At 75.6% G+C, this 23,255-nt stretch carries 23 protein-coding genes and 1 pseudogene; 12 read left to right on the forward strand and 12 right to left on the reverse strand.

From position 1 onward, the window contains the following. Positions 1-49: 49 nt before the first annotated feature. From FKM96_RS20135 to FKM96_RS20155, 5 genes are all read right to left on the reverse strand, one after another. The gene (locus FKM96_RS20135) at positions 50-1,351 is read right to left on the reverse strand and encodes an RNA polymerase sigma factor (RefSeq protein WP_147796746.1); all 1,302 of its coding nucleotides are present in this window, start codon (positions 1,349-1,351) and stop codon (positions 50-52) included. Beyond that, the gene (locus tag FKM96_RS20140; protein WP_210417486.1) at positions 1,324-1,737 is read right to left on the reverse strand and encodes a YciI family protein; all 414 of its coding nucleotides are present in this window, start codon (positions 1,735-1,737) and stop codon (positions 1,324-1,326) included. Before FKM96_RS20140 ends, FKM96_RS20135 begins: the two co-directional genes overlap by 28 nt. Before the next feature lie 105 nt (positions 1,738-1,842). After that, positions 1,843-2,571 carry a class I SAM-dependent methyltransferase gene (locus tag FKM96_RS20145; RefSeq protein WP_147796748.1) on the reverse strand — a complete coding sequence of 243 codons (729 nt, stop codon included), beginning with the start codon at positions 2,569-2,571 and terminating at the stop codon, positions 1,843-1,845. Between the two features lie 10 nt (positions 2,572-2,581). Then, positions 2,582-2,953, reverse strand: coding sequence for a hypothetical protein (locus tag FKM96_RS20150; protein WP_147796749.1), 372 nt, complete (start codon positions 2,951-2,953; stop codon positions 2,582-2,584). Between the two features lie 102 nt (positions 2,954-3,055). Further along, positions 3,056-3,391, reverse strand: a complete 336-nt coding sequence (locus FKM96_RS20155) for a cupin (RefSeq protein WP_147796750.1) — start codon at positions 3,389-3,391, stop codon at positions 3,056-3,058. Positions 3,392-3,502: 111 nt separating this feature from the next. Between FKM96_RS20155 and FKM96_RS20160 the strand changes: the two genes are divergently transcribed. After that, entirely contained in the window at positions 3,503-4,240 is a 738-nt protein-coding gene (locus FKM96_RS20160) for a class I SAM-dependent methyltransferase (protein WP_246855101.1), read from the forward strand. 76 nt (positions 4,241-4,316) lie between these two features. Here the strand turns inward: FKM96_RS20160 and FKM96_RS20165 are convergent, their stop codons facing one another. After that, positions 4,317-5,498 carry an AI-2E family transporter gene (locus tag FKM96_RS20165; RefSeq protein WP_147796751.1) on the reverse strand — a complete coding sequence of 394 codons (1,182 nt, stop codon included), beginning with the start codon at positions 5,496-5,498 and terminating at the stop codon, positions 4,317-4,319. A gap of 179 nt (positions 5,499-5,677) precedes the next feature. On the opposite strand from FKM96_RS20165, the gene FKM96_RS20915 reads away from it, so the two are divergent. Both FKM96_RS20915 and FKM96_RS20170 read left to right on the forward strand, forming a co-directional pair. After that, positions 5,678-5,845, forward strand: a complete 168-nt coding sequence (locus FKM96_RS20915; protein ID WP_168217061.1) for a hypothetical protein — start codon at positions 5,678-5,680, stop codon at positions 5,843-5,845. A gap of 67 nt (positions 5,846-5,912) precedes the next feature. Beyond that, positions 5,913-6,917 (forward strand): LacI family DNA-binding transcriptional regulator, encoded by a 1,005-nt coding sequence (locus tag FKM96_RS20170; RefSeq protein WP_147796752.1) that lies wholly within the window; start codon positions 5,913-5,915, stop codon positions 6,915-6,917. A gap of 11 nt (positions 6,918-6,928) precedes the next feature. Here the strand turns inward: FKM96_RS20170 and FKM96_RS20175 are convergent, their stop codons facing one another. Then, positions 6,929-7,615, reverse strand: a complete 687-nt coding sequence (locus FKM96_RS20175; RefSeq protein WP_147796753.1) for an MBL fold metallo-hydrolase — start codon at positions 7,613-7,615, stop codon at positions 6,929-6,931. 100 nt (positions 7,616-7,715) lie between these two features. Here FKM96_RS20175 and FKM96_RS20180 point away from each other — a divergent pair, with 100 nt between their 5' ends. Then, positions 7,716-8,486: a ParA family protein gene (locus FKM96_RS20180; RefSeq protein ID WP_147796754.1), complete on the forward strand. Its 771-nt coding sequence runs from the start codon at positions 7,716-7,718 to the stop codon at positions 8,484-8,486. 3 nt (positions 8,487-8,489) lie between these two features. Here FKM96_RS20180 and FKM96_RS20185 read toward each other — a convergent pair whose 3' ends face one another. Further along, positions 8,490-9,578 (reverse strand): LacI family DNA-binding transcriptional regulator, encoded by a 1,089-nt coding sequence (locus FKM96_RS20185; protein ID WP_147796755.1) that lies wholly within the window; start codon positions 9,576-9,578, stop codon positions 8,490-8,492. 187 nt (positions 9,579-9,765) lie between these two features. Here FKM96_RS20185 and FKM96_RS20190 point away from each other — a divergent pair, with 187 nt between their 5' ends. The 8 genes and pseudogenes from FKM96_RS20190 to FKM96_RS22405 form a co-directional block, all read left to right on the forward strand. Further along, complete coding sequence (locus tag FKM96_RS20190) at positions 9,766-11,055, forward strand: extracellular solute-binding protein (protein ID WP_147796756.1); 1,290 nt, start codon at positions 9,766-9,768, stop codon at positions 11,053-11,055. Then, positions 11,052-12,002: a carbohydrate ABC transporter permease gene (locus FKM96_RS20195; protein WP_147796757.1), complete on the forward strand. Its 951-nt coding sequence runs from the start codon at positions 11,052-11,054 to the stop codon at positions 12,000-12,002. Before FKM96_RS20190 ends, FKM96_RS20195 begins: the two co-directional genes overlap by 4 nt. Positions 12,003-12,004: 2 nt before the next feature. Continuing rightward, positions 12,005-12,907: a carbohydrate ABC transporter permease gene (locus FKM96_RS20200; RefSeq protein WP_308281619.1), complete on the forward strand. Its 903-nt coding sequence runs from the start codon at positions 12,005-12,007 to the stop codon at positions 12,905-12,907. A gap of 67 nt (positions 12,908-12,974) precedes the next feature. Next, complete coding sequence (locus FKM96_RS20205) at positions 12,975-15,182, forward strand: glycoside hydrolase family 3 N-terminal domain-containing protein (RefSeq protein ID WP_147797269.1); 2,208 nt, start codon at positions 12,975-12,977, stop codon at positions 15,180-15,182. Between the two features lie 528 nt (positions 15,183-15,710). Further along, entirely contained in the window at positions 15,711-15,995 is a 285-nt protein-coding gene (locus FKM96_RS20210) for a hypothetical protein (RefSeq protein ID WP_147796759.1), read from the forward strand. A gap of 25 nt (positions 15,996-16,020) precedes the next feature. After that, complete coding sequence (locus FKM96_RS20215) at positions 16,021-19,425, forward strand: GH36-type glycosyl hydrolase domain-containing protein (protein WP_147796760.1); 3,405 nt, start codon at positions 16,021-16,023, stop codon at positions 19,423-19,425. Next, positions 19,422-19,784 carry a hypothetical protein gene (locus FKM96_RS20220; RefSeq protein WP_147796761.1) on the forward strand — a complete coding sequence of 121 codons (363 nt, stop codon included), beginning with the start codon at positions 19,422-19,424 and terminating at the stop codon, positions 19,782-19,784. The genes FKM96_RS20215 and FKM96_RS20220 overlap by 4 nt, the downstream gene beginning before the upstream one ends. Continuing rightward, positions 19,694-20,014, forward strand: a pseudogene (locus tag FKM96_RS22405) (endonuclease/exonuclease/phosphatase family protein); the annotation flags it as partial. The gene FKM96_RS20220 and the pseudogene FKM96_RS22405, both read left to right, overlap by 91 nt. Positions 20,015-20,458: 444 nt before the next feature. Here the strand turns inward: FKM96_RS22405 and FKM96_RS20225 are convergent. The 4 genes from FKM96_RS20225 to FKM96_RS20240 all read right to left on the reverse strand — a co-directional run bounded on the left by FKM96_RS20225 (position 20,459) and on the right by FKM96_RS20240 (position 23,137). Further along, the gene (locus FKM96_RS20225) at positions 20,459-21,043 is read right to left on the reverse strand and encodes a MerR family transcriptional regulator (protein ID WP_147796762.1); all 585 of its coding nucleotides are present in this window, start codon (positions 21,041-21,043) and stop codon (positions 20,459-20,461) included. 149 nt (positions 21,044-21,192) lie between these two features. Continuing rightward, positions 21,193-21,759, reverse strand: a complete 567-nt coding sequence (locus FKM96_RS20230; protein WP_147796763.1) for a bifunctional nuclease family protein — start codon at positions 21,757-21,759, stop codon at positions 21,193-21,195. Between the two features lie 56 nt (positions 21,760-21,815). Then, positions 21,816-22,625: a MerR family transcriptional regulator gene (locus FKM96_RS20235; RefSeq protein ID WP_371300465.1), complete on the reverse strand. Its 810-nt coding sequence runs from the start codon at positions 22,623-22,625 to the stop codon at positions 21,816-21,818. After that, positions 22,622-23,137, reverse strand: coding sequence for an FHA domain-containing protein (locus FKM96_RS20240; protein WP_147796764.1), 516 nt, complete (start codon positions 23,135-23,137; stop codon positions 22,622-22,624). The genes FKM96_RS20235 and FKM96_RS20240 overlap by 4 nt, the downstream gene beginning before the upstream one ends. Between the last annotated feature and the right edge of the window lie 118 nt (positions 23,138-23,255).

A 23,255-nucleotide genomic window follows, 5' to 3' on the forward strand; every position in this document is an offset into this window, starting at 1 on the left:
CGAGCCTGCCAGCGCTGCGACGTCCGTGTACAGGGCCGATCCGGCGGTCTCACCCGGCCGGCAGCGCCGCGATCTTGTCCTGCAGCACCCGGCGCTCCCGCGGGTTCGGGCACAGCGCCGCCGCACGGGCGAGGTCGTCACGCGCCTCGGCGTCCCGGCCGAGCCGCCGGAGCAGCTCGCCGCGCACCGACGGCAGCAGGTGCGACCCGGCCAGCGCACCGGAGTCCGCCAGCCGCTCGACGAGCGCGAGCCCCGCCGCCGGGCCGTGCGCCATCGCGACCGCCACCGCCCGGTTCAGGTCGACGACCGGGGAGGGCGCGAGCCGGCCGAGCGCGTCGTAGAGCACCACGACGCGCTCCCAGTCGGTCGCGGCGACCGAGGGCGCGACCACCGCGTGGCACTCGGCGATCGCCGCCTGCAGCCCGTAGGCGCCCAGCCCGTTCCCCGCCCTGCCCGCCGCCGCCAGCGCGGCCCGGCCCCGGCGGATCGCCGCCCGGTCCCACCGGCGCCGGTCCTGGTCCTCGAGCAGGACCGCCGAGCCGTCGTCGGCCACCCGCGCGGGGAACCGCGCGGCGGTGAGCTCCAGGAGCGCGAGCAGACCCAGCACCTCCGGCTCGTCGGGCGCCAGGTGCGCGAGCACCCGCGCTAGCCGGACGCCCTCCCGCGCGAGGTCGGGCCGCAGCAGGTCGTCCCCGGAGGTGGCCGTCGACCCCTCGGTGAACACGAGGTACACCACCGCGAGCACCGACGCCAGACGGTCGCGGCGCTCCGGCCCCGACGGCACGGCGAACGGGACCCGGGCGGCGCTGAGCGTCTTCTTGGCGCGGGTGATGCGCGCCTGCACGGTCGCGGTCGGCACCAGGAACGCGCGCCCGATCTCCTCGGTGGTCAGGCCGCCGACGACCCGGAGGGTGAGCGCCACCTGCGCCTCGCGGGACAGCACGGGGTGGCAGGCGACGAACATGAGGGCGAGGACGTCGTCGCCGACCGCGTCCGGGTCGTGCAGCAGGTCGGCGTCGCCGGCCGGCCCGGCGCCCCGCCCCGCGTCCCGCGCGAGCGCGGCGTACCGGTCGTCGAGCGCCGCCCGCCGCCGGAACGCGTCCACGGCGCGCCGCCGCCCCGCGGTCACGAGCCAGCCGGCGGGGTTCGCGGGCACGCCGTCCCGCGGCCAGGCGACCAGCGCCTCTGCCAGCGCCTCCTGCGCCACGTCCTCCGCCAGGGCGAGGTCGCCGGTGGACCGCGCCAGAGTCGCCACGATCCGGGCGGCGCTCGTCCGCCAGACCGCCTCGACCGCGGCGCGGCCCTCCCCCGGCGCGCCCGGGCTCAGAGCTGGCCCGTCGCCTCGCGCCACGCCCGCTCCCGCTGGATCCACGGGTTGTCCTGGGGGAACTCGTCGATGGTCGCGATCCGCCGGATCTCGACCTTCACCCCCGGCCACGACAGCGGTGCGCGCCTCGCCCACTCGACCGCCTCGGCCTGGGAACCGACGTCGAGGATCCAGTAGCCGCCGAACAGCTCCTTCGCCTCGCCGTACGGGCCGTCCGTGGCGACCGGCGGTGTCTGCGCGTAGTCGACGACGACGCTCTCCGCCGGGTCGTCGGACAGCCCCTCCATCGCCACGAGCACGCCGGCCGCGACCAGCTCCTCGTTGTACCGGCTCATCGTCTCGATCGAGTCCTCGTACGAGGTCGCGTCGCCTCCGGGCGCCGACTCCCCCGACGAGCGCATGATCAGCATGTACTTCACGGTCGTGCCTCCCTGGTGCCGGGTCCTCGTCCGGACCCTCTCACCCAGGAGTCGAACGGGGAACCCGCGGATCGACACCGGCAGCGAGCGGATCCGTCAGCCGGCCGGGCGCCTGGCCAGGACGACGTGCTCCAGACCGGGCCGGTCCGGCGCGTCGCGCACGTCGACGACGTCCAGACCCGCCGCAGCCAGCGACGCGCGCACCTCGTCCAGCGACCGGAACCGCAGCGTCGACGACGACGCCACCTCGCGACCGTCGGGGAACCGGAACACGGACCGGAACGAGACGAGCGGCAGCGCGACCTCGGTCACGGCGAACTCCTCCGCCACCCGCCCGACGTCGGGCACCTCCCGCGCCCCGGCGCCGTCGTCCGCGGCCCAGTCCTCCCACGCCCGGGCCTCGGGGCGGCGGGTCTCCAGGACCAGGTGGCCGCCCGGGACGAGCGCGTCCCGGATGCCGCACAGGGTGGCGGACCAGTCGTCGTCGGCCAGGAACACCTGGGCGACGTTCCCGGTCATCGTGGCCAGGTCGACCGCCAGCGGCGGCAGCGTCGTGGCGTCGCCGTGCAGCCAGGTCACGCGGTCGGCACCGGGCTTGGCGCGCGCCACGTCGAGCGACGCCCGGGCCGGGTCGACGCCGACGACCTCCAGGCCGTCGCCCGCGAGCAGCAGGGCGAGCGTGCCGGTGCCGCAGCCGACGTCCAGGACCCGGCGCGCGCCGACCTCGCGCGCGACGGCCCGGTACAGGTCGAGGTCGGAGCGGTCGTCGTCGAAGACGTCGTAGAGCGGGGCGAGGCGCGGGTCGGCGAAGATCGAGTCGGGCACGCCCGCCACGCTACGGACGGGCGCCGGGGTCGCGCGACGGGATGCCGCCGGGCGCCGCCAGCTGCGGCCCGGGGTCGGCGGGCGGCCGGTGCCGGAGCAGCGCCGCGCCGAGGGCCACGGCCAGCAGGGCCGGGCCGAGCACCGTCAGCGTCGTCGAGAGGTGGCTCAGCAGCGTCGCGAGCCACTGCGCGACGCGGACGCCCGAGCTGGTGTAGATCCGCAGCAGCGCCAGGTCGACCAGCACCCCGAGCACGACGACCGACGCCCCCAGCCGCGCCACGCGCCCCGGGGTGCAGCGGATACGCGCGAGACGGTCGCCGAGCGTCGGGCCCGGTGGCGGCTCGTCCTCGGTGGTCGCCACGTCGTCGGGCCGGATCGTCACGGCGGGCCTCCTGGGGTCGGGCGCGCCACGCTGCGCGCCCTCCCGACGGTAGCCAGCGCCGGGAGGCGGCCACAACGTGAACTGCGCGGCGCGCCGCGCAGCTCAGCCGTGCGAGGGGTCCCCCGTCCCCGTGACGGTGGTGAGCAGGATCGCCGCGTCGCTCAGCGCCTCGACGCCGTGCCGGTCGTGCGTGAGCGTCGCCAGGAAGCCGGTCGGCAGCGTGTCCACGCGCTCGGCGCTGGACACGGCCACGGTGCCGCGGAGCACGAGGATGCTGCCCGCGGGCGGCGAGTTGTGCTCGGCGAGCCGGGTGCCGGTGCGCAGCGCGATGACGGTCTGCCGGAGCGGGCCGTCGTGCACCACGATCTGGGCGCTCCGGCCGTGCGGGTCCTGGTGGGCGAGGTCGATCTGCTCCTGCGCGAGCTGGTGCACGTCCATGCGGGGCTCCTCCCGGCGTCGTCGTCGGCTGACGCGTCCTACTCAACACGGCCGCGCGCCGGTCCGCTATTCCCTGGCCCGGCACGTCGCGGCGGTGGGAGCCTCGACGGCGTGACGGACGAGGACATCTGGACCGAGCGGGTCGCCGCGCGCTACGACGAGTCGAGCGCCGCCATGTTCGCCCCCGACGTGCTCGGTCCGACGGTGGACTTCCTGGCGGCGCGCGCCGCCGGCGGGCGTGCGCTGGAGCTCGCGGTCGGCACCGGGCGCGTCGCGCTGGCGCTGGCCGACCGCGGGGTGCCGGTCGCCGGCATCGAGCGGTCCGAGCCGATGGCCGCCCGGCTCGCCGCCAAGCCCGGGGCGGAGCGGGTGCCCGTGACGATCGGCGACATGACGTCGGCGACGGCGCCCGGGCGGTTCCGGCTCGTGTACCTGGTGTTCAACGGGATCACGAACCTGATGACCCAGGACGCCCAGGTCGCCTGCTTCGAGAACGCCGCCCGGCACCTGGAGCCCGGCGGGGCGTTCGTGTGCGAGGTGTTCGTGCCGCAGCTGCGCCGGCTCCCCCCGGGCGAGGTGGCGCTGCCGTTCGACGTGAGCGACGCGCACCTCGGGTTCGACCGGTACGACGTGGCCGAGCAGCGGCTGGTGTCGCACCACTACACGGTCGAGCCCGACGGGTCGGTGACCACCGGCCGCTCGCCCCACCGGTACGTCTGGCCGGCGGAGCTCGACCTGATGGCCCGGATCGCGGGCATGCGCCCGACGGAGCGCTGGGCGGACTTCACGGAGGCGACGTTCACCGCGGAGAGCACGTCCCACGTCTCGGTCTGGCGCACCCCGGCCTGACCCCGGCCGCCCGGGCCGGCTGCGCGACGGCCGGTGGCCCCCGCGTCCCCGGCGGCCCGGAGCCGTGCCCGGCGGCTCACCGCCCCTCGGTGACCTCGCGGCGCTTCTGCTGCGCCGGCCGCGCCGGCTCGTGGGGGCCGTTCCACACCTGGATCGCCCCCCAGATCGACGCGGCGATCGGCACGGCCAGCACCGCGCCGGTGATGCCCGCGAGGACTGTGCCGATGGTCAGCGCGACCAGGATGACCAGCGGGTGCAGCGCCAGCGACCGGGCCATCACGACCGGCTGCAGGAAGTTGCCCTCCAGCTGGTTCACGAGGATGACGATGCCGACCACGATCAGCGCCTCGACCGGCCCGAGCGCGACCAGCGTCACGAGCGCGGCGAGCGCGCCGGCCAGGGTCGCGCCGACGAGCGGGATGAACGCCAGCAGGAACACGAGCACCGACAGCGGGATCGCCAGCGGGACACCCATGATCACCAGGCCGACGCCGATGCCGATCGCGTCGACCGCGGCCACGATGGCCGTGCCGCGCACGTAGCCGCCCATCGTCTGCACCACGCGCCCGCCGACGCGCTGCCCGCGCCGGTAGCGCTCGCCCTCGAAGGGCCGGAGCAGGAACTCCCAGATCGTCGGGCCGTCCTTGAGGAAGAAGAACAGCACGACGACCATCAGCACGAACCCGGTGAGGAAGTTCGCGGTGGCGGACACGCCCGCGATGGCGCCCGCGCCGAAGCTGCTCGACGTGAGGAAGTCGGTCACCGCGGTGCGCGCGTCGGCGATCTGGTCGTCGGTGATCTGGATCGGCAGCCCGGTGAGCGAGTCCTGCAGCTCCCCGAACCCGGCGACCGCCTGGTCCGCGAGGTCGTCCCACTGGTGGATCACCGAGTAGACCACCGCGGTGATCACGCCGCCGAGGACGCCGACGATCAGCACCAGCGCGATCCAGGTGGCGGCGATCGACGGCAGCCGGTGCCGGCGCAGCCAGGACACCAGCGGGTGGATCGCGGAGGCCAGCACGAGCGCGATCAGCACCGGGACGACGACGAGGGTCAGCCGGGTGATCGCGAACACCGCCACGGTGACCAGGGCAAGCAGCGCCAGGACCTGCACGGAGCGGGTGCCGATCCGGCCGAAGCCGTCCGCCCACAGCGCGCCGGCGCCCGGTCCGCGTCCGGCGTCGTCGCGGGCGACCTCCGCCGCGCGCACGGCGTCCCCGCCGCTCGGCGCCGTCGTCCTCCGTCGTCGGAACCACATGTGCCCGCCCCACCCCTTCCCGGTGTCCGTCTGCCGGGGACGGTACGGGGCGCCGACCAGGGCCGCGACCGGGCGCGCCGTCCGTGCCGGGACCGTCGGCCGGGTCCACCGTCCGGCGTACGCGGATCTCCACCCCGGGGCCGATGCCCCTGGCCAGCACGCCGGGGCAGCGTGGGGGCATGGCCCAGGACCGACCGCACCGCCTCGACGACGCGCGCGCCCGGCAGCGCGCGGCGCTCCTCGCGCGGCGCAGCCGGGCCCGCACCCGCCTCCCGCTGGATGTCGCGCTGCGGCTCACCATGGACCCCGCGGTGCACGCAGCGGCGGGCGCCGACCGCCGCCGCTGACCCCGGTCCGCCGGCGGGGGCCGCGATCGCGCCTGGGCACACCTCGCGCGCGGCTACGATCCCCGGCATGGGGCAGCGAGTGACCATCACCGACGTGGCGCGGGACGCGGGCGTGTCCGTCGCGACGGTGTCGAAGGTCATCAACGGCCGGTACGGGGTGGCGCAGGCGACCTCGACCCGGGTCATGGAGGTCATCGACCGGCTCGGGTACGAGTCGAGCCTGGTCGCGCGCAGCCTCCGGTCGCACCGCACGCACGTGCTCGGGATCCTGGTCGCGGAGTTCGAGCCGTTCTCCGCCGAGATCCTCAAGGGCGCGGCGGCGGCGCTCGCGGACTCCGACTCCGGCTACGAGCTGCTCGCCTACACCGGCGGCCTGCACGGACGCGGGGCCGGCTGGGAGCGGCGCTACCTGTCGCGGCTCAGCGGCACCCTGATCGACGGGGCCGTGCTGGTCACCCCGACCGTGGTGGAGGCCGACGCCGGGGTGCCGGTCGTCGCGATCGACCCGCACACCGGCCCGACCGGCCTGCCGACCGTCGACTCGGACAACCTCGCCGGCGCGGTGCTCGGGACGGAGCACCTGCTGGGCCTCGGGCACCGGCGGATCGCGTTCGTCGGCGGCCGCCCCGACCTGGAGTCGTCCCGCCTGCGCGAGCAGGGCTTCCGGCGGGCGATGGCCGCCGCGGGGGTCGCCGTCGACGAGGTGCTCGTCCGGGAGGGCGACTACCGCAAGGAGCCGACGCGCGAGCCGGTGCGCGAGCTGCTCAGCCTGCCGGACCGCCCGACCGCGGTGTTCGCGGCGAACGACCTCTCGGCGATCGCGACGATCGAGGTCGCCCGCGAGCTCGGGCTGCACGTGCCGCGCGACCTGTCCGTGATCGGGTTCGACGACATCCCCGAGTCGGCGCAGACGGAGCCGCCGCTCACGACGGTGCACCAGCCGATCCAGCGCATGGGGGCGGCCGCGATCGCGCTGCTCACGGCGCTGCTCGACGGCGGCGAGGCGCCGGACCCGCACGTGCGGCTGCCGACGTCGCTGGTCCGCCGCGGCTCGACCGCCCCGCCGGCCTGAGCCGGGCGCCGTCAGGCGCCGGGGGTCCAGGTGTACGGGGCGCCCGCGGCGATGCGCACGTACTCCCCTGCGCCACCCATGCCGCCGACCAGGCGGTCGGCGAGCGCGCGGCCGGGGTCGGACAGGATCGCGTCGTGGATCGGCGCGGCCACCCGCGGGCGCACGGCCCGGACGTAGTCGATCGACTCGGCGAGCTTCAGCCACGGCCCCGCGACCGGCACGAGCAGCACGTCGACGGCGGTCCCGGCGGGCGGCGGCGTGAACGAGTCGCCCGGGTGCAGCAGCGCCCCGTCCACCAGGTACGCGACGTTGTGCGCGCGGGGCACGTCGGGGTGGATCACGGCGTGCCACTCGCCCACCGCCCGGACGGCGAACCCGGCCGCGTCGAACGCGTCCCCGTCGGCCGCGGCGTGCACCCGGTCCGCGGGCGCGCCGGCCTCGGTGAGCTGCGCGACCACGCCCGCGGGCGCCCACACGTCGAACCCGGTGCGGGCGCCGAGCGCGGCGGCGAGGCGCGCGACGTCCACGTGGTCGACGTGCTCGTGGGTGATCAGCACGGCGTCGGCGTCGTCGAGGACGGTCGGGTCGCTGAACGAGCCCGGGTCGAGCACCAGGCGGCTGCCGTCGCGCTCCAGGCGGACGCAGGCGTGGCCCCAGTGGGTGATCTCGGCGGCGCGGGCGGGGGTGCTGTCGGTCATGGGGCCAGCATCACCCCAGGTGGGCGCGGCGTCGACCCGGGCGGCCCGGCGGGGCGGACGTGATTCCGCGAACGGCGGGCGGCCCGTTACCGTGTGCCCCGTGCTGGTGCTGGGAGTGTGCTCGCTCAAGGGCGGCGTGGGGAAGACATCGGTGACGCTCGGGCTGGCGTCCGCCGCGCTGGAGCGCGGGCTCCGCACGCTGGTGGTCGACCTCGACCCGCAGGGCGACAGCACGCTCGCGCTGGCCACCGCCGGCGCCGAGGCCGACGTCGCCGGCGTGCTCGACTCCCCCACGGCGGAGTCGATCGCCGCCGCCACCGCGCCCAGCGCCTGGGCCGAGGCCGGCCTGGACGTGCTGGTCGGCTCGGCCGCGTCCTCGCGGCACGACGCCTACGACGGCGCGGACGCCGACGTCGACCGGCTGCGGTTCGCGCTGGCCTGGGTGCACGACTACGACCTGGTCCTGGTCGACTGCCCGCCGTCGCTCGGCGGCCTGACCCGCACCGGCCTGACGGCCTGCGACCGTGCCGTCGTCGTGACCGAGCCCGGGCTGTTCTCGGTCACGGCGGTCGGGCGTGCGATGAAGACCATCGACGACCTCCGCCGCGGTCCCGCGGGCCAGCTCCAGCCCCTGGGCGTGGTCGTGAACCGGGTCAAGGCCCGGTCCGTGGAGCAGGCGTTCCGGCTCGACGAGCTCCGCGGGCTGTACGGCCCGCTGGTGCTGACCCCGTTCGTCCCCGAGCGCGCGGCGCTGCAGCAGGCGCAGGGCGCGGCGCAGCCGGTGCACGCGTGGCCGGGCGCCGGCGCGCGCGAGGTCGCGGGGGCGTTCGAGGAGCTGCTGGACCGCGCGCTGCGCGCGCCGCGCACCTGACCGTCAGCCCGCGGCGGACTCCCCGCCCGCGCAGCCGCAGCTGGCGCGCGGGATCAGCCGGGTCGGCAGCGTCCGGAACTGCGACGCGGCGCCGGGGTCCGCGACCCGCTCCTGCAGCAGCTGCACGGCGGTCCGCCCCATGTGCTCGAACGGCTGCCGCACCGTCGTGAGCGCGGGTGTCGTGAGCCGGCCGGCGAGGATGCCGTCGAACCCCGTCACCCGGACCCGCCCCGGCACGTCGACGCCGTGCTCCGCGAGCACGTCGAGCACCACGAGCGCCGCCTGGTCGCTCTGGCAGACCAGCGCCTCCGGGAGCCGGTCGGCGGCGGCCAGGTCGGTGAGCGCGGCGAGCCACTCGGTGGACGCCAGCCCCTCGTGCCCGGGGCCGGGCGCGGGACGGTCCGGCAGCAGCGCCGCGACCGCGTCCCGGAACCCGGCGAGCCGCTCGGCGAAGTCGTACATCGACCCCTCCCCGACGAACGCCAGGTCGCGCACGCCGTGCACACCCACCAGGTGCTCGACCAGGCCGGTCATCGCCGCGCGGTTGTCGACCGCGACGTGGCTGAACGACGCGTCCGTGCCGGGGGTGTTGAACGCGACCAGCGGGACCGACTGCGCGATGGCGTGCACCGCGTCCAGGCTGTGGGTGCCCGGGAAGATCGCGAGCCCGTCCACCCGCCCGGCGATGTCGTACATCGCGGCGCCGCTGGGCGCGCCGGAGGCCAGCAGCAGGGCGCGCCCGTTCTCCCGGCACTCCAGCGCGAAGCCGCGCTCGACCTCGTCGACGTAGAGCGGGAACACCCGCGGGTCGCCCTCGGGGACCGCGGCGGCCTCGAGCGGCACCGGCGCGGCGGCCCCGTCGGCGTCGGCCAGCATCATGTCGAACGAGTACAGGCCGAACGCCCCGGTGGCCCCGTGGGCGAGGCCGCGGGCGCTGGCGGACGGGACGTAGCCGAGCTCGCGGGCGGCGTCCATGACCGCCCGGCGGGTGCCGGCGGCGACGCGCCCGGGCTGCCGGAACGCGAACGAGACGGTCGTGATGGACACCCCGGCGCGCTCGGCGACGTCGTACACGGTGGGTCGGCGGGCCACGCGGGAACTCCTCGACGGCGAGTGGCGGCGAGCGGGTGCGCCGCGCCCAGGACCGGGTTGACAGCGCCAGTCTACACGCTTAGATTCCGGTTCTTGTAATGCGCATTACACGGATTCGAGCCAGCGCTGGCGCAGGCCGACCCGCGCGCCGTGGCGCGGGCGCAGACGCCCGTTCAAGGAGGAACACATGACCCGACGTACCGTGCGGCGCGCCCTCGTCGCCGCCACCGTCACCACCCTGGCGCTCGCGCCGGTCGCGGCCTGCGGCCGGTCGGACGACGCCGGCAGCGGCGGCTCCGCCGAGGCCGGCTCGGTCGCCGAGGAGGCAACGGGCGAGATCGAGATCTGGGCCGCGGCCGGCAACGGCGACGCGCTGCGCACCCTCGGCGAGCAGTTCACCGAGGACAACCCGGAGGCCTCGATCAAGGTCACCGAGGTGCCCTGGGGCGAGATCATCACGATGAACCAGACCGCCGTCGCCTCGGGCACGGGCCCGGACATCGTGATGACCGGCGCCGACCAGACCGCCTCGGTCATCGCCATGGGCGGCCTCGCTCCCGTCCCCGAGGGCGTGTACGACGAGGACGACTTCTACCCCGCCGCCGTCGCCTCGGTGACCGGCGAGGACGCGCAGTACTCGGTGCCCTGGTACGTCGAGACCCGGTTCCTGTTCTACCGCGCCGACCTGGCCGCCGAGCTCGGCTACGACGCCCCGACCACCTGGGACGAGCTCGAGGAGCTCAGCGGGGCGCTCGCCGCGCGCCCCGGCGGCGAGTACGGCCTGAGCCTGCCCCGCCCGATCGAGAACCCGGCGCAGGTCATCGTGCCGTTCGTGTCGCAGGCCGGCGGCGAGGTGAGCGACGGCGACTCCTGGACGTTCGACACCCCGGAGTTCGTCGAGGCGCTCGACTTCTACAAGGGCTTCTTCGACCGCGGCGAGGCCCCGCTGTCCGAGACCGAGGCGACGTTCGAGAACGGCGGCTCCCCGCTGCTGATCTCGGGCCCGTGGATGGTCGGCACGTACCAGGACCTGATCGACACCGGCGCGGCGCCCGAGGGCTTCACCGAGGACTCGATCGGCTACGTCCCGCTGCCCGCCGGCTCCGCCAACAACGACTCGTACATCGGCGGCGGCAACCTCGGCGTGTTCGCGTCGTCGGACAACCAGGACTCCTCCTGGCTGTTCCTGCAGTGGCTGCTCGAGGACGCGCAGCAGAAGACGCTGTTCGACCTCGCGGGCTCGTTCCCGTCGCGCGTCGAGTCGGCCGAGTACGCGCCGATCGACGACAGCCCGGTGATGTCGGTGCTCAAGGAGCAGATGCCGAACACCGTCGAGACCCCGAGCTACCCCTCGTGGTCGCAGATCGCCGAGCAGATCGGCATCTACGCCGAGCGCGTCGCGCACGGCGAGGTCACCTCGGAAGAGGCCGCGAAGGCGATCCAGGACCAGGCGGACCAGATCGGCTTCGGCTGGTGACCAGCACCACCACCGCACGGCGCACGCCGCCGTCGACGTCGCGGCGGCCGGGGAAGTCCGTGTCCCTGGCCGCCCGGCGCCGCCGGACCGCGGTCGTCGCCTGGCTCTTCGCCGCGCCGTTCGTCCTGTCGTTCGGCGTGTTCGGGCTCGTCCCGCTGCTCAGCTCGTTCGGGATGGCCTTCACCGACCTGCGGGTCAACGACATCCGCACCCCGTTCGCCGTGGACTTCGTCGGCCTCGGGAACTTCGCCGAGGTGCTGTCCGACACGACCTTCCTGCGCGCCTTGCGGAACACGCTCGGCTTCGTGGTGGTCGGCGTCCCGCTGTCGCTGTTCTCGGCGCTGGTGCTCGCGGTCATGCTGAACGCGCTCGGCCGCCGCGCCGCGACGTTCTTCCGGGTCGGCTACTACACGCCCGTGGTGACGACGATCGTCGCCGTCGCGGTCGTGTGGCGGATCATGTACCAGCCGAACGGCCTCATCAACTCCCTGCTCGCGGACATCGGCATCGACGGGCCGAACTGGCTGGGCGACACCCGCACCGCGCTGCCGGCCCTGACGCTCATGGCCGTGTGGCGCAGCATCGGGTCGAGCATGGTGATCTTCCTCGCCGGCCTGCAGGCCATCCCCTCCGACGTCAAGGAGGCGGCGATGATGGACGGCGCGTCGACGGTCCAGCGGTTCTTCCGCATCACGATCCCGATGATGATGCCGACGATCCTGCTCAACGCGATCCTCACGACCACCGGCTTCATGCAGTTCTTCGACGAGCCGTTCGTCATGACCAACGGCGGTCCCCTGCAGTCGACGACGTCCATCGCCCTGTACGTGTTCAACCAGTTCCAGTGGGGCAACTACTCGGTGGGCGCGGCCGGCGCGTACGTGCTGTTCGCGATCATCAGCATCTTCGCCATCATCCAGTTCCGGTTCTTCCGGCAGAGGACATGACCATGAGCACCTCGACCCCCCTCGCGCCGGCCACGACCGCCGTGCCGCTCGCGCCCGTCGTCCGGCAGCGCCGTCGCCGCCGCCCCACGCCGGGCCGGATCGCCCTGCTCGCCGTCCTGTCGGTCGGCCTCGCCGGGACCCTGCTGCCGTTCGTCTGGATGATCCTCGGCGCGTTCAAGACCAACGCCGAGATCATGCGCCGGCCCATCACCTGGTGGCCGCAGGCGCCGACGCTCGACAACTTCCGCGCGTGGTTCTTCGAGTTCGACATGACGCGGTACTTCCTGAACTCGGTCTTCCTGGCCGTCGTGTCGGTCGCCACCACGCTGCTGTTCTGCTCGATGGTCGGCTGGGCGCTCGCCAAGCTGGAGTTCCCGGGCAAGAAGGTCCTCATCACCGTCGTCCTCGGGACCATGTTCGTGCCGGGCATCGTGACGCTGATCCCGCAGTTCGTGCTCGTGGCGAACCTCAACATGGTCGGCACCTACTGGGGCATGATCCTGCCCGGCATGGTGGGCGCGTTCGGCGTCTTCCTCATGCGGCAGTTCATGCTGGAGATCCCCGACTCCCTGCTGGACGCGGCGCGCATCGACGGCGCCGGCGAGTTCCGGATCTTCGCGCGGATCGTGATGCCGCTGTGCCGCGCCCCGCTCGCGACGCTCGCGATCTTCACGTTCATGGGCTCGTGGAACGGCTTCCTGTGGCCGCTCATCGTGTCCCAGCGCGACTCGCTGTACACCCTGCCCGTGGCGCTGGCGCTGTACACCAGCCCGACCGGCGACAAGGGCGCCGAGTTCGGCCTCCAGATGGCCGGCTCGGTCCTCATCATCGTGCCGGTCCTCGCGGTGTTCATCGCCATGCAGAAGCACTTCGTGCAGGGCATCGCCATGACCGGCATCAAGTAGGAGCACCGTGGACTACCTGGACCCCGCCCTCCCCGTCGCCCACCGCGTCGCCGACCTGCTCGCGCGCATGACGCTCGCGGAGAAGGTCGGGCAGATGATGCAGCTGTCGGCCCCGGACGGCCTGAAGGAGCAGGTGCTGGAGAAGCACGTCGGCTCGATCCTGCACCCGACGCCGGAGCTCGTGCTCGAGGCGCACGACCTGACCGAGCAGACCCGGCTGCGGATCCCGCTGCTGGTCGGCGACGACGCCATCCACGGCCACTCGTTCTGCGACGGCGCGACCATCTTCCCGACCCAGCTCGGGATGGCGGCCACGTGGTCGCCCGAGCTCGTCGAGCGGATGGCGCGCGCCACCGCGGTCGAGGCCGCGGCCACCGGGCTGCACTGGACCTTCTCCCCCGTGCTGTGCGTCGCGCGCGACCTGCGCTGGGGGCGCGTGAACGAGACCTTCGGCGAGGACCCGTTCCTCATCGGCGAGCTCGGCAGCGCCGCGGTCCGCGGGTACCAGGGCAACGGCCTCGCCGACCCGACGGCGGTGCTCGCCACCGCGAAGCACTTCGCCGGGTACTCCGAGACCCAGGGCGGCCGGGACGCGTCCGAGGCGGACCTGTCGCCCCGGAAGCTGCGGTCCTGGTTCCTGCCGCCGTTCGAGCGGGTGGCCCGCGAGGGCTGCGGCACGTTCATGCTCGGCTACCAGACGATCGACGGGGTCCCGATCACCGTCAACGACTGGCTGCTCTCCGACGTGCTGCGCGGCGAGTGGGGCTACACCGGCATGCTCGTGACCGACTGGGACAACGTCGGCCGCATGGTCTGGGAGCAGCAGGTGCAGCCCGACCACGTGCACGCGTCCGCCGCGGCGGTGCGGTCGGGCAACGACATGATCATGACGACGGCGGGGTTCTTCGACGGCGCGCAGGAGGCGGTGGTCCGCGGGCTGATCGCGGAGGCCGACCTCGACGCGGCCGTGTCCCGGATCCTGACGCTCAAGTTCGAGCTCGGGCTGTTCGAGGACCGCCGCCGGCCCGACCCCGCCACGATGGGCGCGGTCGTGGGGTCGCACCAGGACCTCAACCTGGAGCTGACGCGGCGGTCGCTCGTGCTGCTGCGCAACTCCGGCGTGCTGCCGCTGGCCGGGGGCGCTCTCGAGGACGGCGCCCCGGACCGGTCCCCGCTGCGCGTCGCCGTCGTCGGCCCGCTCGCGGACGACCCGCAGACCCAGCTCGGCGACTGGGCCGGGTCCTCGGGGCAGGTCGCGTGGATGGCGCACGGGCAGCCGCGCGACATGATCACGACCGTGCTCGACGGTCTGCGCGACGGGGTGCCGGACGGCTGGACGGTCACCTACTCCCCCGGCGCCGCGATCCTCACCCACGAGGACGACCCCGAGGGCCCGTTCTTCCCGGACGGGCAGCCGCGGCCGCAGGTCGTGGCGCCGGCGCCGGTGGACCCCGAGCAGCTCGAGGCCGCCGTCGCGGCGGCGCGGGACGCCGACGTGGTCGTGGCCGTGGTCGGCGACCGCATCGAGCTGGTCGGCGAGGGCACCTCGACCGCGACGCTGGAGCTGCTCGGTGGCCAGGTCGCGCTGCTGGAGGCCGTCGCGGCCACCGGCACGCCGCTCGTCGTCGTGCTGCAGGCCTCCAAGCCGATGGTGCTGCCGACCGCCGCCCTCGAGGCGGACGCGCTGGTCTGGGCGGCCCACCCCGGCATGACCGGCGGGCGCGCGCTGGCGGACCTTCTCCTCGGGCGGATCGAGCCCAGCGGACGGCTGCCGATCTCGTTCGCCCGGCACGTCGGGCAGCAGCCGATCTACTACAACCAGGTCCGGGGCCAGCACGGCGTGCGGTACGCCGACCTCACGCAGGACCCGGCGTTCGCGTTCGGCGAGGGCCTGTCGTACACCACCGTCGAGTACGCCGACCTCGTGGTCGACACCGCCGAGGTGACCGTGGACCGCACCGTGCGGGCGCACGTGACGGTGACCAACACCGGTGCGCGGCCCGCGCTGGAGACCGTGCAGGTGTACGTCCGGGACCTGGTCACGTCCGCGTCCTGGGCGGACCGGGAGCTGAAGGCGTTCACCCAGGTCCCGCTCGCGCCCGGGGAGTCGGTCACGATGCCGCTGGTGCTGCCCGCCGCGGACTGCTCGATCGTGGACGCCGCCGGGCGCCGCGTGGTGGAGCCCGGGGACTTCGAGCTGCTCGTCGGCCCGAGCAGCCGGCCGCGGGACCTGCTGCGCGCGGGGTTCCGGGTGGTGGACGGGGTGGTCGCGTGAGCGCCGCGGACGCGGTCGCCGGCTGGTCCGACGACCCGACTCCTGCCGAGGACCTCGCGCGCCCCGCCGACCCGGCGACCTTCCCGGTCACGCCCCGTGACCGCGACGACGCCCACCCGGGCCGCCGCCGCGGCGACGAGGTCGGCGACGGCCCGTTCGGCCGCGCGGTGGCCGCGTTCGCCTGGGGCGCCGGCCTCTCGGCGCTGCTCGCCGCGGCGAACCTGCCGCTGGTCGCGCTCGCGCTGCTGCTGCGCCCGGACCCGTCGCTCGCCTGGCTCGTCGCGCTCGCCGCCGTCCCGGCGGGTCCCGCGCTGTCGGCCGGGCTGTACGCGGTGCGCGAGCGGTACGTCGACCCGCGCGTCCCGCTGCGCGCGGGCGTTCGGCCGCGGCTACCGGCTCGGCTGGCGCGAGGCGCTCGGCGTCTCGGCACCGGTCTGCCTGGTCGCAGGCCTGGTCGCGGTCGTCGGCGCGGGCGCCCGGACCTCCGGCGTCCCCGCGCTCGTCGCCGGGCTGGCTCCCGGCGCCGCCGTGCTGCTGGTGCTCGTGGCGCTGCACGCGCTCGCGCTGCGCACCTTCTTCCGTCTCCCGCTCGCCGCCGCCTGGCAGGCGGGCGCCTACTACCTCGTCGCGCGGTGGCGCGCCTCGCTGGGGACGCTCGCGCTCCTGGCCGGGGCGGTCGCCGTCGCGGCCGCGGCCTCCGACCTGCTCCTCGTCCTGCTCGGGGGCGTGTGGGTGTGGCTCTGGTACCGCACCACCGCGGGGATGCTGCGCGACGCGGTCGCGCGGTTCCTGCGCCCGACGACGACCACCTGACCGCTCGACCCCGGGGACCGACACCATGCCTGACACCCTGACCCGCCTGCACCGGGACCGCACCGACCGCACCCGCACCGTCGACGCCGGCGGCGGCCTCGCCGTCCGGCTGACCCCCGCCGGCGACGTGGCCGGGCTCGCCGCGCCCGGCGACCGCCTCGTGAACCAGTACCGGATCGGCGCGCACGACGCCGGGATCGCCGGGCCGTTCCTGCGCCGGACCGGTGCCGACGGGACGGTCGCGCACGTGCCGCTCACCGGCAGCCGGTCGGGCGCGTCCTGGCAGGCCGGCGAGGGCGCCGTGCGGTGGACCGGCGCGGGTCTCGGCGCGGCGTGGACCGTCGACCTGGTGCTCGACCCTGCCCGGACGGCGCTGGTGTGGCGGATCGCGCTCTCGCGCTCCGAGGACGGCGCCGAGGGCGCGACGTGGGACGTCGCGGCCACGCAGGACCTCTCGCTCGCGCCGGAGCAGGCCGCGTCGTCGTCCGAGCCGTACGTGTCGCAGTACGTGGCGCACCGGCTCGCGGAGTCCGCGGCGCTGGGCACGGTGGTCCTGTCCCGGCAGACGATGACCTCGGCCCCCGCGCTGCCGCTGTTCGCGCTCGCCCTCGCCGAGGGGTCGGTCGCGGCCGGGACGGACGGCTTCGACCTGTACGGGCCGCCGGCGCGCGCGGGCGTCACCCCGGCGTTCCTGTCCGGCGCCCCGTGGCCCGACCGCGTCCGGCAGCACGAGATGGCGATGGCGGGGCTGCTCTCGCGGGCGTCGACGCTGGCCGAGCCGCTGGTCCTGCACGTCGTCGGCCGGTACTGGGACGACCGTCGCGGCGCCGTGCTGGACGCGCTGCCGGACGTCGAGGCCGAGGTGCCGGGCCTCGTGGCGCTGGCCGACGCGGCGGCCGCGGCCGGCCCCGGCGGCGCGCCGGTCGACTCCGTCGCCGCGCGCTCCCTGCTGGCCACCGCGCCGCTGCTCGGCGGCGCGCCGCTCACGGACGCGGAGCTGCTCGCGCTCGGCGGGGCCTCGGGCGACGCCCGGCACGTCGAGCGCGACGCCGACGGCCGCCTGCTGTCGTGCTTCACCCCCGGCGGTGCCCACGTGGTCCGCGGCGAGAAGGACCTCGACCTGCTCCGCCCGCACGGCCACGTGCTGCTCGCCGGCGACTCGCTGAGCCCCGAGCGCGCCGTGCTGTCGACGACCGTCTTCGCCCACGGCGTGTTCGGCTCGCACACGGTCCTCGGCAACACGAGCTTCGACACGCTCACCACCGTGCACCGGAACCACCTCAACCTGCTGCGGGCCAACGGTGTCCGGGTGCTGGTCGACGTCGACGGCGCGTGGCGCCTGCTCGGCGCCCCCTCGGCGTTCGTGCTCGACGTCGGGGAGGCGCGCTGGGTCTACGACCTGCCGGGCGTCCGGCTCGAGGTGCGGACGGTGGCGGACGCGTCGCGGGACGCGCTGCTGCTCGAGGTGGTCGCCTCGGCGCACGTCGACGTGCTCGTCACCACCGAGGTCGAGCTCGGCGGCGGCGCCTGGCAGGCCCGCGGCGAGGACGACGCGGTCGTGCTCGTCGCCGACGACGACACCGCCACCCGCCGGCACCACCCCCACCTCGCCTACGTGCTCGCGGCGACCCCGGGCGCGGAGATCGCCGGCGACGACCCGCTCTACGCGGACGGTGCGCCGCGCGGGACCTCGGTGGTGACCGTGCGCCGCACCGCCGGCCCGGGCGCCGCGCTGCGGATCGCGACCACGGCCGACCGGGACGGCGGGCAGGCCGCCGCGGACCTGGCCCGGGACGTCGTGGCGCGCGGGCTCGACGCCGCGCACGAGGCCGAGGGCCACCGCGCCACCCTCGCCCGGCTGACCCGCGGGCTGTCCGTGGCGGAGGACTCCCGGCTCGCCGAGCTGGAGACGCTGCTGCCGTGGTGGGCCAACGACGCGCGCGTGCACTACCTGGTGCCGCACGGGCTCGAGCAGTACCAGGGCGCCGCCTGGGGCACCCGCGACGTCTGCCAGGGGCCGTTCGAGCTGCTGCTCGCCGCGGGGCGCCTCGACGGCTGCCGCGACGTGGTGCTGCGGGTGCTCGGCTCGCAGGCCGTCGACGGCACGTTCCCGCAGTGGTTCATGTTCGACGCGTACGCCGAGATCCTCCAGGAGCACGCGCACGGCGACGTCGTGCACTGGCCGCTGTTCGCTCTCGGCCAGTACCTGCGGGCCTCGGGCGACGTGGACGTCCTGGACGCGCGGGTGCCGTTCCGCACCGGCGAGCCCGCGACGGTGGCGGACCACCTCGACGCGCTCGTCCGGCACCTGGAGACCGACCTGGTGCCCGGGACGTCGCTCCCCGCCTACGGCGACGGCGACTGGGACGACACGCTCCAGCCCGCCCGCTCGGAGATGCGCGCGTCGATGGCCTCGACGTGGACGACCGCGCTGGCCGTCCAGACGCTGGAGCTCGCCGCCGAGCAGCTGCGCACCGCCCCCGCCGCGGCGGACCTGGTCACCCGGATGGACGCGCTCGCGGCCGCGATCACGGCGGACCTGCGGCGGCACATGCTGCCGGACGGGGTCGCGGCCGGGTTCGTCACGGTCGTGGACGGCGTGGCGACCCCGGTCATCCACCCGCGCGACACGTCCACCGGCCTGACCTACCGGCTCATCCCGATGACCCAGCTCGTGCTGGCCGGCGTGCTCGACCAGGACGAGGCCGACCGGCACGAGGCGATCGTCCGGGAGCACCTGCTGTTCCCCGACGGCGTGCGGCTGACGGACCGGCCGACCCGGTTCGCGGACGGCGAGACCGAGTCGTTCCGGCGCGCGGAGCAGGCGGCGTTCTTCGGGCGCGAGGTCGGCCTCATGTACGCGCACGCGCACATCCGGTGGGCCGAGGCGCTGGCCGCGCTCGGACGGGCCGACGTCGCGGACGAGCTGCTCCGGCTGTCCCCGATCGGCATGCGCGAGCGGGTGCCCAGCGCCCTGCCCCGGCAGCGCACCTGCTACACCTCGTCGTCGGACGCCGCGTTCCCCGACCGGTACACCGCCGCGCGGGACTTCGAGCTGCTCCGCACCGGCGAGGTGCCCACGGCCGACGGCTGGCGGGTGTACTCCTCCGGCCCCGGGATCTACCTGCGGCAGGTGCTGCACGGGCTGCTCGTCCTGGACGAGCGCCGCGACGCGCTCGTCGTCGGCCCGACCCTGGCCGCGGAGGACGACGGGCTGGAGGTCGCGCTCGACCTGGCGGGCGCCCGGCGGACGGTGCGGTACCGGGTCGACCCGGCGGCGACGGCGGTGACGGTCCGCGTCGACGGGCGGGACGTCCCGACGACGCCCGTGGCGCACCCCTACCGGTGGGCCAGCGCCGCGCTCGACCTGGCTCTGCTGGACGGCGCGGCGGTCGTCGAGGTGACCACGCCGGCCGGCACCCGGCCGTGACGGCCGCACTGCGCGTCGGCACGTACAACCTGTGGGTCGCGCACTGGCCGGCCACCCGGACGTACGACCGCGCGCCGCTGGTCCGCGCCGCGCTGGACCACGTCGACGTCCTCGGCACCCAGGAGGGCACCACCGCCCACCTCGCGGCGCTGACGGACGGCACGGGGTTCGCCGCCGTCGGGCGGTCGCGGGACGGCGGGACCACCGGGGAGCACTCGGCGGTCCTCTACCGGACCGCCCGCCTGGCGGTGCTGGCGACGGGGGACTTCTGGCTCTCCCCCACGCCCGAGGTGCCCAGCACCGGCTGGGACGCGCGAGGTACCGCCGGCTGTGCACCTGGGCCCGGTTCCGGGACCTGACGACCGGGGCGACGTTCGCGCTGCTCAACGCCCACCTCGACCACGAGGGGGCGCGGGCCCGGGTCGAGTCCGCTCGGCTGCTGCTCGCCCGGGCCGCCGCCGTCGCGGAGGGCGGGCCGGTCGTGCTCACCGGCGACCTCAACGCGGAGCCGGGCTCGGAGCCGCTGCGGGTGCTGCTGGGCGGGGGCTCCTCCGCGCCGGCCCCGGCCCTGCTGGACGCCCGCGCGGCGAGCGCGACGCCGCCCGCGGGCCCGCCGACCACGTTCACCCAGCCTGCTCGACCCGGACGCGCCGGTCCCGGGGGACGCACCCCGGCAGCGGATCGACCACGTCCTGGTGAGCCCCGACGTGGCGGTCCAGTCGTACGCGGTCCTCGACGCCCGCCCGGGCGGTCGCCACCCGTCGGACCACGACCCGGTCGTGGCGACCCTCCGCCTCCCGCGCCCGGCCTGACGACCGGCCCCGGCCGGCCCCGACCCACCGCCCGCGCGCCGGACCGGGACCCACCCGCAGGACCGGCAGTGGAACGTGGTGACCGACACGCCGACGGCGTGTCGGTCACCACGTTCCACTCTCGCGGTGCGGCCCGGCCGGGAACGGTGCAGCCCACCCCGCGACGCAGGACGGCCCGGACCCCCGTGGGGCCCGGGCCGTCCCGGTGTCGTGCGTGGGGCTCAGCCGGCGTTGCGCGCCCGGCGCCGCTCCGCGAGCTCGTCGTGCGCGTGGGCGGCGACGCCCTCGTCCTCGGCGCGCTCGGTCGGCAGCTCGGCGAGCGTGCCCTCGACCTCGCGCCACACCCGGCCGACCGCGATGCCGAACACGCCCTGGCCGCCCTGGACCAGGTCGATGACCTCGTCGGCGGAGGTGCACTCGTAGACGCTCGCGCCGTCGGACATGAGCGTGATCTGGGCGAGGTCGTCGACGCCGCGCTCGCGCAGGTGGCCGACCGCCGCGCGGATCTGCTGCAGCGAGACGCCGGTGTCGAGCAGCCGCTTGACGACCTTGAGCACCAGGATGTCGCGGAAGGAGTACAGCCGCTGCGTGCCGGACCCGGTGGCCGGGCGGACGGACGGCTCGACGAGGCCGGTGCGGGCCCAGTAGTCGAGCTGCCGGTACGTGATGCCGGCCGCGCGGCAGGCGGTCGGGCCGCGGTACCCGGTGGTGGTGTCGAGGTCCGGGAGGTCGTCGCCGAACAGGAGTCCCTGCGCCCGCTGCGGGACGGCGCCCGCCGTCTCCGCCGTCTGCTCGGTGCCGGTCACGGGGTCCTCCACTCGTCGCGCCCGCGCGCCGGGGCGGCGTGTCGGGAGATGCAGTGCTGTGCTGTTCTGGGTGCAACGCTAGGGCCGCCGCCGGGGGCGGTCAACGACCGCCACGCCCGCAGCTCTCGGCGTGTCGCACACGGCGTGTCTTACCCTCCACCTGAGGTTGAACCTCGGTCCTTGCCGCCGGGCTCGCCGCGCTCGAAGTCGTCGGGCGAGACGTGGTCCAGGAACTCCCGGAACTGCGCCACCTGCTCGTCCGGGGTGGTGCTCGCGGCGGCCTCGTCCGCCTCCTCCGGGGACACCGGCGCGGCCTCCACGCCGACCTCGGCGAGCACGTCGGTCGCGCAGAGCACCGGGCAGCCCACCCGCACCGCCAGCGCGATCGCGTCCGAGGCGCGGGCGTCGACCCGGACCCGCCGCTCCCCCAGCACCAGCGCCGCGTGGAACACACCGCCGACCAGCTCGGTGATCTCCACCTGCACCACGCGGGTGTCGAGGGCGATGAGGACGTCCCGGAGCAGGTCGTGCGTCATCGGCCGCGGCGGGACCACCCCGGCCTGCGCGGTCGCGATCGCACCCGCCTCGGTCGGACCGATCGCGATGGGCACGATCAGCTCCCCCACGGGCTCGAGCAGCAGCACGACGAGCTCGTCGTCGCCCGGGTGACGACGCACGCCGAGCACCTCGAGCTGGACCAGGTCGTCCTCGTGCATGCGTCCACGCTACGACGCGCCGTCGGAGAGCGCACCGGGCGCGCGGGCCGGCCGGCTCAGGGAGCCAGGTCGGCGACGCCCGCGCGCACCAGCGCGGTGTTCAGGCGGGCGCAGAGCTCGCCGACCTCGGCGGCCACCGTGCTCGCGCGACCCCGCGCCGACGCCGACGTCTGCCCGCGCCAGGGGGCGACCACCGCCTCGACCATGTCCAGCTGCCGGTCGGCCGCGCTGCGGAACGCGCGCAGGTGCCGGGCCTCCAGGCCGTGCTCGGCGAGCGCGGCGGCGGCGAGAACGACCTCCTTGGCCCACGCGTCCAGGTGGCCGGACGCCGACGGACGCAGGACGCCGGCCTGGACCAGGTCGGCGACCAGCTGCTCCTCCACCCCCGCCTCCCGGGCCAGGGCGACGGTGGTGTACCGCGCGTCGGCGGCGCCCGAGCGCGGCACGCCGTCCTCGGTCACCACGAGCGAGACCGGCTCGGACTCGTCGCCGGCGTCGAGCGCGGCCAGCCGCTCGCCGATCACCTTGAGCGGCACGTAGCGGTCCCGCTGCTCGCGCAGCACGTACCGCAGCCGCTCGAGGTCCGCCGGGCTGTACTGCCGGTAGCCGGCGGGCGTGCGCACCGGCTCGACCAGGCCCTGCTCCTCGAGGAACCGGAGCTTGGAGTTGGTGACGGCCGGGAACTCGATCCGCAGCGCGGCGAGCACGTCCGAGATCCGCATGCTCGCCTCGCGCGACAGCCCGCGGGGCCAGGGACCGGGCGCGTCGCCCTGCCGGGGCGCCTCGTCGGGCGCGGCCGGGCGCGCGGCTGCGCCGGCGGCGTCCTGGCCCGCGTCCGCGTGCCGGGCGGACCGGGCGGGGCTCACTGCGCGGGGCCGGCGGGCTGGGCGCCGGGCCGCGCCGCGGGGCTCGGGTGGAAGGTCATCCGGAACTTGCCGATCTGCACCTCGTCGCCGGCGCGGAGCACCGCGGAGTCGATCCGCTCCCGGTTCACGTACGTGCCGTTGAGCGAGCCGACGTCGCGGACGACGAAGTCGTCGAGCTCGCGCACGAACTCGGCGTGCTTGCGGGACACGGTGACGTCGTCGAGGAAGATGTCCGCGTTCGGGCTGCGGCCCGCGACCGTGCGCTCGGCGTCCAGCAGGAACCGCGCGCCCGAGCTCGGGCCGCGCTGCATGACGAGCAGCGCCGACGTGCGCGGCAGCGCCTGGACCGCCGCCGCCTGCTCCGCGGTGAGGCCGACGGGGCCCGTCGGCTCGACGTCGATCGCGCCCAGCGAGCCGAAGCTGATCGTGGTGTCGGGAGCCGCCGAGATGGGCGCCCCGTCGGGCGCGGCCGGACGCGGCTCGCCGCCCGGCACCTGCTGCTCGTCGCTCATGACACCCTCCCAGACCTGCTGACGCGCGCCCCCGACCTGCACCGGGGTCCCCGACAGCCTAAGCGCCCGGAGGACCTGAGCACACCCCGCCGACCGGGTGTTGCGCGCACCGGGGTGG

It is taken from the genome of Cellulomonas sp. Y8, from assembly GCF_008033115.1.
Lineage (GTDB): Bacteria > Actinomycetota > Actinomycetes > Actinomycetales > Cellulomonadaceae > Cellulomonas.